The following is a 10,075-nucleotide window of genomic DNA, read 5'->3' as shown; positions in this document are numbered from 1 at the left end:
CCCCCCCCCCCCCCCGCCCCGGGCCCCCCCCCCCTCCCCGGGGCCGGGCCGCGTCTACACCCGGGCGGAGACGGCCCGTTCGCCGCCGCGCGGCCGGCCGACCGCGCCGCTCCGGCCCCCGGCGCGCAGCCGCCGGCACACCCCCTCGACCAGCCGGCCCGCCGTGTAGCCGGCGCCGAGGACGAAACGCATCGAGGGGCCGTACGAGGGGGCGGTGAGCAGCCCGGCGACGAAGAGGCCCGGCCAGGAGGACTCGAAGAGGGCGCCGACCTCGGGCGAGCCCGCCGGCCCGGTCGTGCGCAGCGCGGACCGCAGCGCCGGGTCCAGGACCGAGGCCCGGTCGAGGGCCGGGACGAAGCCGGTGGCGGCGACCACGTGGTCGGTCTCCCAGACGGTGGCCCCCTCGGGGCCCTCCACGTCGAGCCGGAGGCGTTCGTCGCCGGTGACGGCCGCCGCGGTGATCCGGTGGCCGAGCCGGACGTCGGTGACGGCGGCGAACCGCTCGCGCAGCCACCAGGCGCCGGCCGGTCCGAGCGCCGAGCCGAAGAGCCGCGCGCGGGTGGCGGCGGGCAGCCGCCGGAAGGCGCCCGGGGCGTCGGCGTACAGCTTGTTCCGCCAGCCGCAGCCGAGGCCGGTGTGCGGGGCCCGCAGGGCGGGCCAGGGCCCCCGGTGGAGGGCGGGCGGCGGGGTGTTCCAGCGCAGCCGGCCGGTCCGGGCGACGATCCGTACGGCGGCGGCGCCGCCCTCGGCGAGCAGGGCGGCGGTCTCCAGGGCGGCCTGGCCGGCGCCGACGACGGTGACGTCCCGCCCGGCGAGGGCGCCGAGGTCGCCGTGGTGGCTGGAGTGGGTGGCGTATCGGCGGGGGAGGTGCCGGAGCGGGCCGGGGATCTCCCGGAAGGGCAGGACGCCGACGGCGAGGGCGACCGTCCGGGTCCGCAGCGTCTCGCCGTCCTCGGTGGTGAGCGCGAAGCCGCCGGGGGCGGGCGCCACCGAGGCGATCAGCCGCTCGTCGACGGCGGGGACGGCCTGCCGGGCGAACCAGTCGCCGTACTCGGCGAAGAGGGAGACGGGCAGCGGGACGCCGTGCTCGGCGCGCACGCCCCGGCCGGCCGCGTACGCGTCGAGCCCGTAGGCGCCCGCCGGGTCGGAGAGGTGCGAGGCCCACGGCTCGGACTTGAGGAACATGCCGCCGGGCATGGCGTGCCAGGACTCCATGGGGCGGCCGAAGGTGACCGGGCCGAGCCCGCGGGCGACCGCGTGCGCGGCCACCGAGAGCCCGTACGGGCCGGCTCCGACGACCACCAGGTCGTGTGCCGGATGCGTCTTCGCCGTCGCGTTCGCCATCGTGTCTTCCGTCTTCATCGCCGGGTGAGCTGGGTGGTGGAGGAGGTGGGGGCCGAGGGGCCCGGCAGGGCGGCCGGGTGCCGGGGCCGGCCGGCCGCGAGCCGCCGCCGGGCCGTCGCCAGGGCCCTGCGCAGCAGGTGGGCGAGCCAGGCGCGGCCCATGACGAGGGCGGGCAGCGGGTCGTCGGCGGCGAACCAGGCGCGCTCGCCGGGCCGGCGGGCGGTGCCCGGACCGGCGGTGGACCGGCGGCGCGGGGAGGCGAGCAGGGAGAGCGCCGCGTAGTTCTCCACGACGAAGCGGCGGCCGTACGCGGGCAGGTGCGGCGGCACGGGCCGGCCGGTGAGGTCCAGGTGCAGGGCCCGCACCACGTCGAGCCCGCCGGCGTCGGCGAAGAGCCGGAACTGGGCGCCGGGGCGCGGGTTGAAGTCGAGCAGGTGGTACGCGCCGGTGTCCCGGTCGAGGCGGAAGTCGAGGTCGCACACGCCCCGGTAGCCGAGCGCGCCGAGGAGGTCGCGGGCGGCCCGGTCCACCTCCGGGTTGGGCGCCCAGCGGCCGACGGCGGTCAGCCCGGCCCCGTCCGGCCAGGAGCGTTCCTTGCGGCCGGTGGCCCCGGCGGCGCAGCGCCCCTCGGTGTCCGCGTACCCGTGGAAGAACCAGTCGAGGTCCCGGCCCGGCGGCAGCAGCTCCTGGAGCAGCAGCCGGCTGCCGGCCTGCGGGGTGCGTCCGTACAGCTCCCGGACCTCGGCGAGCGAGCGGAGGATCGTCGTGCTCCGCAGCCCCGCGCCGGCGGGCAGCAGCCAGGGGCGGCTCCACTTGGCGACCACCGGCAGCCCGAGCGCCCAGGCCATGGCGGCGGCCTCCTCGGCGCTGGCGGGGAGTTCGGTACGGGGGTGCGGGAGGCCCAGGGCGGCGCAGGTGCCGGCGAGGGACGCCTTGTCCGCGACCCGCAGCAGCTGCTCCTCGGTCTGCTCGGGCAGCAGGACCCGGTCGGCCAGCTCGGCGCGGCGGCGGGCGAGGGCGAGGGCGCTGACGTCGTCCAGGGGGACGGCGAGGACGGGATCTGACGGGGCGTCGGTGACCTCGCCCGCGATCCGGAGCAGCAGCGCGGCCAGTTCGGCGGAGGTGGCGGAGGCGGGGCGGGCCCGGACCGAGCGCACGTACCGCGAGCGGGTCACCGGCCCGTCGGCCGGTTCGACGACCGCGTGGACCGGGATCCCGGCCCGGCCCAGGGAGCGGGCGGCGCCCAGGGTCCCGTGGTGGAAGGGGTTCCGGTCGAGCCGCACGAGGACTGCGGGTACGCGGGTGTCGAAAGGCGGCACGGGCATTGCACCTTCATCTCGGGTGCCCCAACTGGGCGATGAAATCCACTAATGGACTACGGAGCGGAGGGAAGCCGAGTTCACGGTCGGCTCATTAGGAATACTTTCAGAACATCGGATTGACTGATCGTCAAATGGCGTGCGTGCGAAGGAGCGGCCATGGAACCTGTCGGAGGAACACCGAGAAAAAGAAGGACATGGCTGGGGGTGATCACCGCCGGCCTCCTCGTCTCGGGTTCCGTCGTGCTGTCGGCACCCGCCCGTGCCGACGCATCCCTAACGACGGAGGCCCCCGGTCCGACTCTCCCCGCCACCAGCGCCATGGGGGCCTTCCTCGATTCGGGCGAGCTCGGGGTCGCCCGGATCGGCCAGCTGGAGCGCTGGCTCGGCGGCCGTGAGCTCCGCGTGGGCCACACGTACCTGCCCGGCGACCTCTGGTCCAACATCGAGGGCCCGCCCGGCTTCCTCGACGCCTGGGCCGACTGGCGCAACGCCAAGCGGGACCGGCTGCTCGTCCTCAACGTCCCCATGCTGGAGCGGAACGAGGCCGGGGTCTCCGACCAGGAGGTCCGCCGCCAGCTCCAGCTCGGCGCCGCCGGCTACTACGACCACCACTTCCGCACCCTCGCCCGCCGGCTCGTCGAGGCCGGGGCCCTGGACACGGTCCTCGTCCTCGGCTGGGAGATGAACGGCACCACGTACACCCACCGGTGCGGGCCGGACCCGACGGCCTGGAAGAAGTACTGGAACCGGATCGTCACGACCATGCGGTCCGTGCCCGGCGGGAAGTTCCGCTTCGACTTCAACCCGAGCCGGGGCCTGGACGCCGTGCCGTGGACGGAGTGCTATCCGGGCGACGACGTCGTCGACATCATCGGCATGGACTCGTACGACCAGCCGCCCGGCGCCGATTTCGACCGGCACGTGAACGAGCCGTACGGACTGCGGAAACAGGTCGAATTCGCGGCCGAGCACGGAAAGCAGATCTCCTACCCCGAATGGGGGCTCTTCCGGAACGGCGACAATCCCACGTACATGCGGCGCATGCTGGAGTGGATCCGGGAGCACAAGCCGCTGTACCACACGATCACGGACTACTGCCCGCACGGCGTCTGGCAGTGCGACGAGAACCCGCAGTCGTCCCGCGTCTTCCGGGAATTGCTGTACGGGGCGGAGCCTTCGGTGCCGGTGGATCCGGTGGATCCGGTGGATCCGGTGGATCCGGTGGATCCGGTCGATCCTGTTGACCCGGTGGATCCGGTGGACCCGGTCGATCCTGTTGACCCGGTCGATCCGGTGGATCCTGTCGACCCGACGGTTCCTGAGCCGAAGCCGGAACCGAAGCCGGAACCGAAGCCTGAGCCGAAGCCTGAGCCGAAGCCGGAACCCAAGCCTGAGCCCAAGCCGGAACCGAAGCCCGAGCCGAAGCCTGAGCCCAAGCCGGAACCCAAGCCGGAACCGAAGCCTGAGCCGAAGCCGGAACCCAAGCCTGAGCCCAAGCCGGAACCGAAGCCCGAGCCGAAGCCTGAGCCGAAGCCGGAACCCAAGCCTGAGCCCAAGCCGGAACCGAAGCCCGAGCCCAAGCCTGAGCCCAAGCCCGAACCGAAGCCTGAGCCCGAGCCGGAACCGAAGCCCGAGCCCGAGCCGAAGCCGGAACCGAAGCCTGAGCCGAAGCCGGAACCCAAGCCGGAACCGAAGCCCGAGCCTAAGCCGGAACCCAAGCCCGAGCCCAAGCCCGACTGTTGGAAGGTCGAGCTCGGGGCGTGGGTGGAGAGCTGGATCGGTGGGCCGGTGTGCGTGCCCAAGGAGACGGGGTGGAAGGACGACCTCGACCTGGGGGTCGACCTCGACTGGAAGGGGGCCCTCAACGGGGTCTGGCCCTTCTGACGGTCAGGCGCGGGGCGCGGGCGCGCGGCCGGGCAGGCGGGCGAGGCGCCGGCCGGCCCCGGCCCGCTCCCGCGCCTGCCGGGCCGCCCAGCGCCGGGCGTCGGCCGCGCCCGCGCGGAGCCACAGCAGCGGGGCCGTACCGCGGCCGGTGAGCAGCAGCCGCCGGTTGCGGACCGGCTCCGGCCGCCAGTGGTGCTTGTACGGCTCGCTGCCCCGCAGCATGCTCAGCGTGGCCCGGCCGCCCGCGCTGGTCTCCCGGGCCCCGTGCCGCAGCAGCATCGCGGCGACGTCGACCTTCCGCTCCCGCAGCACCGGGTCGGCGCCGTACAGGTAGCCGCCGGCGAGGCGCGGCGACATCAGGGTGAGGTCGGCGGCCACCACGTCGCCGCCGAGCCGGAACTCGGTGACCATCGCGTCACCGCGCTCCACCATGGGCCGGACCGCCCGGGTCAGGTGCTGGGCGAACCGCTCGCTGGTGTGCTCGGCGGTGACCCCCCGCCCCCGCCACTGGAGTTGATGGAGGGTCAGAAGGCGGTCGAGGGCGGCGGGCACGTCGGGGCCGGTCACCACCCGCGCGTCGATGCCGAGCGCGTCGAGCTTGCGCAGCTTGGCGCGGACCCGCTGGGCCTTCCCGGAGGGGATCCGTTCGAGCAGGCCCTCCATGGGGACGGCGGGCAGCTCCAGGCAGAGCGAGTCGGGCAGCCGGCGGCGCGGCCCGCGCCACTGGGCGAAGACCCGCTCGACGGCGGCGCCGGGCCGCACCTCGCGCAGGTCGACGACCGCGCCCCGGGCCGTACGGGCGATCGCCCCGGCCAGGACGGCCGCCGCCTCCGGCCGCTCGTCGTCGAGCAGCACGTCGGTGAAGTCGCTGATGGGGCCGCCCAGTTGGGTCAGCACCGGCAGTGGCCCGCGTGCCCGCATCAGCGGCGCCGCGGCCACCAGCGCACCGGCCCCGTCCCGTACGAGCACCACCCGCAGGGCACCGGGCCGCCCGTACGAGAGCCACCAGGAGTACAGCCAGGAGTGGGACTGGAACGGGGTGGCGGAGGAACAGCGCCCGTACAGCGCCGTCCACTCGGCCGCCAGCCGCCCGAAGCCCTCCGTGTCACGGCAGATCTCGGTCCGCAGCGCTCCTCCCGTGGTCACACCGCCTCCGTTTCCGGCCGGTGGGCGGCGGGCGCGGGCACCGCGGCGCCGGTGGTCCCGGGGGCGCCGGCCGGCCGGGAGTGCCGGCCCTCGGCGCGCCCGGCGGCCCGCTTCGGCCGGACCAGCAGCGCGAGCCCGCCGAGCAGCCCGCCGGCGCAGGCGCCGACCAGCGCGGAGAGCGGCGCGGACGGCGACACCGGGTCGGCCGGCTTGGTCGCGCGGGAGAACTGCACCACCTTCACGCCCGTACTGCCCGCCACGTGCGAGGAGTTGAGGATCAGCGCGCGGGCCACGCCGTCGGCGATCGACACCGCCTTGGCGGGCTTCGCGGCCCGGGCGGTGATCGAGATCATCGGCGCGTCCGGGGAGGTCTCGGCCTGCACGCTCTCCCGGAGGGCGGCGGTGGTGACCCCCGCCCACACCTGGGCGTCGCCGGTCACCGCGATGTCGGTGGCGACCCGCCCGTACGCCTGGGCGAAGCCGAGCGCCGCCGCCGGGTCGGACTTCTCGCCGGGCACGACGATGACGTAGCTGGTGGCCGCGTACTCGGGCGTCTTGAGCGCCCCGTACCCGCCGCCGAGGGCGGCCCCGGCGACCACGGCGGCGGGCAGCACCGCCCAGCGGCCGGGGGAGCGCAGTCGGGCGGGCAGGCGGTCGGCGCGGGGTGGGATGGTGGTCATGACGGGTTCTCTCGCTTCAACGGGGACGTCGGAAGGGCTCGGAGGGCTACGGAGGAACGGGGGAGGGACGCGGGGGGCTTCAGGGGGACTGCGCGGCGCCGGTCCGCCGGTCGTGGACGGCCCGCTCGTACAGGGCCATCAGCCGGTCGGCGCTGCGCGCGATGTCGTAGCGGCGGGCGGCGGCGGGCGCGGGCAGCCGGACCGGACGGGGTCCCCGCGCGGCCCGCGCCTCGCGCAGGGCGCCGACCAGTTCGGGCACCGACCCGCCGATCCGGCGGGCGCCCGGCGCCGCGTCCGCCGGCAGGTCCTCGATCGCCGGGCACGCCACGTACAGCACCGGCAGTCCGGCGGCCAGCGCCTCGACGACCGCGAGGCCGAAGGTCTCGTCCGGCGAGGCGGAGACGAAGACGTCCATGGCGGCGAGGAGTTCGGGCAGCGTCGGACCGGCGGGGCCGTGCGCGGGCGGGTCCTCGCACGCGCCGAAGAACAGGACGCGGCCGGCGGCGCCGCACGCGCGGGCCACCGCCCGCAGCTCCTCGCGCCGCTCGCCGTCGCCGACGAGCAGCAGCCGGGCCTCCGGCACCGAGGCCACCGCCCGGATCAGCCGGTCGAACCGCTTCCCCGGCGCGAGCCGCCCCACCCCGCCGACGACGAACGCGTCCTCCGGGATGCCGAGGACGCCCCGGGTGAGGCGGCGGGCCCGCGGGACGAAGGCGAAGCGGCCGGTCTCGATGCCGTTCGGCACGACCTCGATCCGGTCCGGCGCCACCCCCCAGTCGGCGAGCCGGCGGGCCACGCTCGCCGAGACCGCGACCGTGGAGGTGCCGAGCCGCTCCGACGCCAGGTAGAGCGCGCGGGTGCCCGCCGACAGGGGACGGCCCTCGATCTGCGACTCGCCCAGCGAGTGCTCGGTGGCGATGACCCGGCGGACCCCGCCGAGCCGGGCGGCGAGCCGGCCGTAGACGCACGCCCGGTACAGATGGGTGTGGACCAGGTCGTAGCCGCCCTCGCGGACGAGCCGGGCGAGCCGGGGCAGCGCCCCGAGGTCCCGGTTCCCGGCCATGCCCAGGTGGGTGACCGGCGTCCCGTCGGCCTCGATGCCCAGCGCCACCGGGCCCGGGTTGGTGAGCGTCACCACCCGCCCCCGGACGGGCAGATGGCGCAGCAGCAGCCGCAGCTGCTGCTCGGCGCCGCCGATGCCGAGGCCGGTGATGACGTGCAGCACCTTCAGCCCGCTCATCCCAGCACCGCCGCCGCCGGGCCCGACCGGGCGGGGACCAGCTCGGCGGGGTGCCGGCGGCGCAGCGGGTGCAGCGCCCGCTTGGCGGTCAGCCGCCACGCGGTGTCCTCCTCGTCGATGTGGATCCGCGGCAGCGCGTACACGCCGGTCAGCGGGCCGGGGTCGATGCCGCAGGCGTAGCCGTACCCGGCCTTGCGCACGGCGCGGACCACCCGCGGGTCGACCGCCCCGTACGGGTAGCAGAAGCCGTCCACCGGGCCGCCGGTGATCTCCTCCAGGAGGGCCCGGGAGCGCCGGGTCTCGTCGGCGAGGGTGGCGTCGTCGGCCTCCGTGAGCCGCCGGTGGGTCAGGCCGTGCGAGCCGATCTCCATGCCGGCGCCGGCGATCCGCTCGATGCCCTCCTCGGTGAGCAGCGGCTTGCGCGGGCCGCCGGCGTCCCAGTCGTTGACGCCGCCGAGCCGGCCCGGCAGGACGTACACGGTGGCGGTGAAGCCGTGCCGGCGCAGCAGCGGCAGCGCCGAGTCGAGGAAGTCGGCGTAGCCGTCGTCGAAGGTGAGGCCGACGAGCCCTTTCGCCCGCCCCTCGGCGGTCGCCGCGAGGAGCTCCCGCATCGACACCCCGCGCAGCCCCCGGTCGCCCAGCCAGTGGAGCTGGCGGGCGAAGCGCACGGGGGAGACGGTCACCCGGTACGGGTCGTCAGCGGTGTCCGTGATCGAGTGGTACATCGCCACCCACAGGGGCGGCCTCGCCCACAGGGGAGGCTTCGGCAGCAGTCGGCGCAGCGCGGTGGGGGCGGGCATGGTCGGTCCTTCGGCGTCGGGTGGGGAAGCGGGGGAGGGGAGGGATCTCCGGCGCCTCGGCGGCGCAGGCGATGAAGACCAGGAAGGCGCCGGCGACGACGAGGACCGCGACGGCGACGGCGGCCGCCGGCGGGCCGATCGCCATCGAGCAGAGCCAGGCCGCGCCGGTCGCCCAGGCGGCGGCCGTGGCGAGCCGCAGCAGGCCCACGCCGAGCCGGTCCGTCCGGACCGGGACGGTCTGCCGGTGGGCGCCGCGCAGCAGCAGGACGGCGGTCAGGGTGATGCCGAGCGCGTTGGCGGCGGCGATGCCGACGGCGCCCCAGGCCCGCGCGCCGGGCACCCCGGCGGCGGCGGTGGCGGCGAGCCCGGCGGCCATCGCGGCGGCCGGGTACCAGAGGGGGCGGGCGGCGGAGAAGTAGCAGCGGACGAGGGCGCCGACCATGGTCTGGCCGAGCAGCCCGAGCGCGTAGACCCGCATCACGGCGGCGGTGGCGGTCGTGGCCGTACGGTCGAACTCGCCGCGCTGGAAAAGCAGTTCGACGATCTTCGGGGCGGCGGCGATCACCACGGAGGCGCCCACCAGGACCACCACCGCCGCGAGCAGCAGATCCCGCTCGACCCGCCGCCGCGCCCCCTCCGGATCCCCCGCGGCCAGCGCCCGCGCGACCACCGGGAAGCTGACCGTGCACAGCATCAGCGACAGGATCATCGGCATCTGCGCGACCTTCTGCGCGTAGTTCAGGTACGAGATCGCCCCGGCCGGCAGCGGCGCGGCGAGGAACCGCTCGATCAGCGTCTGCGACTGGCGGACCACCGAGAAGGCGACCACCGGCGCGATCAGCCCCAGGACGACGAGCCGCCCGTCCCCGGCCGGGCCCGGCACCGGGACCTCCGGCACCCGCGGCGGCACCGGCCGCGCCCGCAGCTCCCGCAGCAGCGCCGGCACCTGCACCAGCACCATGAGCACCCCGCCGACCGCCACCCCGGCGGCGGCCGACCGCACCCCCCACGGCTCCCGCAGCAGCACCATCGTGCCGATGATCCCGGCGTTGTACGCCACGTAGATCGTGGCCGGCGGCAGGAAGACGTGGTGCGCCCGCAGCGCCGCCGAGCAGTAGCCGACCAGCGCGAAGGTGAGCACACAGGTGGCGGTGAGCCGGACGCAGTCCACCGCGAGCCCCGGATCGGGCAGCCCGGGCGCCAGGAGCCGGACGACCGCCGGCGCCGCGACGACCAGGACCGCGGCGACCGCCCCCACGGCGAGGGCCAGCCGGGGCAGCGTCCCCCGGACCAGGTCCCGCACGGGATCCCCGGACCGGGCCCCCGGACGGCGGGCCAGCGCCCGCGAGAACGCCGGCACCAGGATCAGCGCCATGGCGTCCTCGATGAGCAGCGTGGACGCGAACTCCGGCACCGTCCACGCCACCAGGAAGGCGTCCGTCTCCGCGCCCGCCCCGAAGTACCCGGCCAGGATCTGGTCCCGGACGAGCCCGAGCACCGCCCCGGCGGCGGTGAGCCCCGCCGTCACGGCGGCGGCCCTGGCGAGGAACCCCCGCCCCTGCCCGCCCCCCGCCCGCGCCTTCACCCGGGCGTGCGCCCGCCGCCCGGTGCGCGGCGGCGCCGGCGGCGCGGCACGGCGGAGGGAGACCCGGCGGGCCC

At 76.3% G+C, this 10,075-nt stretch carries 7 protein-coding genes and 1 pseudogene; 1 reads left to right on the top strand and 7 read right to left on the bottom strand.

Annotation, left to right across the window (positions count from 1 at the left end):
• Positions 1-54: 54 nt before the first annotated feature.
• Together AB0E83_RS33790 and AB0E83_RS33785 are read right to left on the bottom strand one after the other, a co-directional pair.
• Complete coding sequence (locus tag AB0E83_RS33790) at positions 55-1,344, bottom strand: FAD-dependent oxidoreductase (protein ID WP_362120381.1); 1,290 nt, start codon at positions 1,342-1,344, stop codon at positions 55-57.
• 14 nt (positions 1,345-1,358) lie between these two features.
• Positions 1,359-2,669: an ATP-grasp domain-containing protein gene (locus tag AB0E83_RS33785; RefSeq protein WP_362120379.1), complete on the bottom strand. Its 1,311-nt coding sequence runs from the start codon at positions 2,667-2,669 to the stop codon at positions 1,359-1,361.
• 153 nt (positions 2,670-2,822) lie between these two features.
• Between AB0E83_RS33785 and AB0E83_RS33780 the strand changes: the two are divergent.
• Positions 2,823-3,827 (top strand): annotated as a pseudogene (locus tag AB0E83_RS33780) (glycosyl hydrolase); the annotation flags it as partial.
• Between the two features lie 726 nt (positions 3,828-4,553).
• Here AB0E83_RS33780 and AB0E83_RS33775 read toward each other — a convergent pair.
• The 5 genes from AB0E83_RS33775 to AB0E83_RS33755 form a co-directional block, all read right to left on the bottom strand.
• On the bottom strand, positions 4,554-5,696 hold the full coding sequence (locus AB0E83_RS33775) for a GNAT family N-acetyltransferase (protein ID WP_362120378.1): 1,143 nt from the start codon (positions 5,694-5,696) through the stop codon (positions 4,554-4,556).
• Positions 5,693-6,376, bottom strand: a complete 684-nt coding sequence (locus tag AB0E83_RS33770; protein WP_362120376.1) for a lipopolysaccharide biosynthesis protein — start codon at positions 6,374-6,376, stop codon at positions 5,693-5,695. Before AB0E83_RS33770 ends, AB0E83_RS33775 begins: the two co-directional genes overlap by 4 nt.
• A gap of 79 nt (positions 6,377-6,455) precedes the next feature.
• Complete coding sequence (locus AB0E83_RS33765; protein ID WP_362120385.1) at positions 6,456-7,607, bottom strand: glycosyltransferase; 1,152 nt, start codon at positions 7,605-7,607, stop codon at positions 6,456-6,458.
• Positions 7,608-7,612: 5 nt separating this feature from the next.
• Positions 7,613-8,416 (bottom strand): polysaccharide deacetylase family protein, encoded by an 804-nt coding sequence (locus AB0E83_RS33760; protein WP_362120374.1) that lies wholly within the window; start codon positions 8,414-8,416, stop codon positions 7,613-7,615.
• Entirely contained in the window at positions 8,313-10,001 is a 1,689-nt protein-coding gene (locus tag AB0E83_RS33755) for a lipid II flippase MurJ (RefSeq protein WP_362120383.1), read from the bottom strand. The genes AB0E83_RS33760 and AB0E83_RS33755 overlap by 104 nt, the downstream gene beginning before the upstream one ends.
• Positions 10,002-10,075 lie beyond the last annotated feature (74 nt).

Source organism: Streptomyces sp. NPDC035033 (assembly GCF_040636735.1).
Lineage (GTDB): Bacteria > Actinomycetota > Actinomycetes > Streptomycetales > Streptomycetaceae > Streptomyces.
Note: the sequence above shows the minus strand (reverse complement) of the source record. Positions and strands in the feature narration are given on the sequence as shown.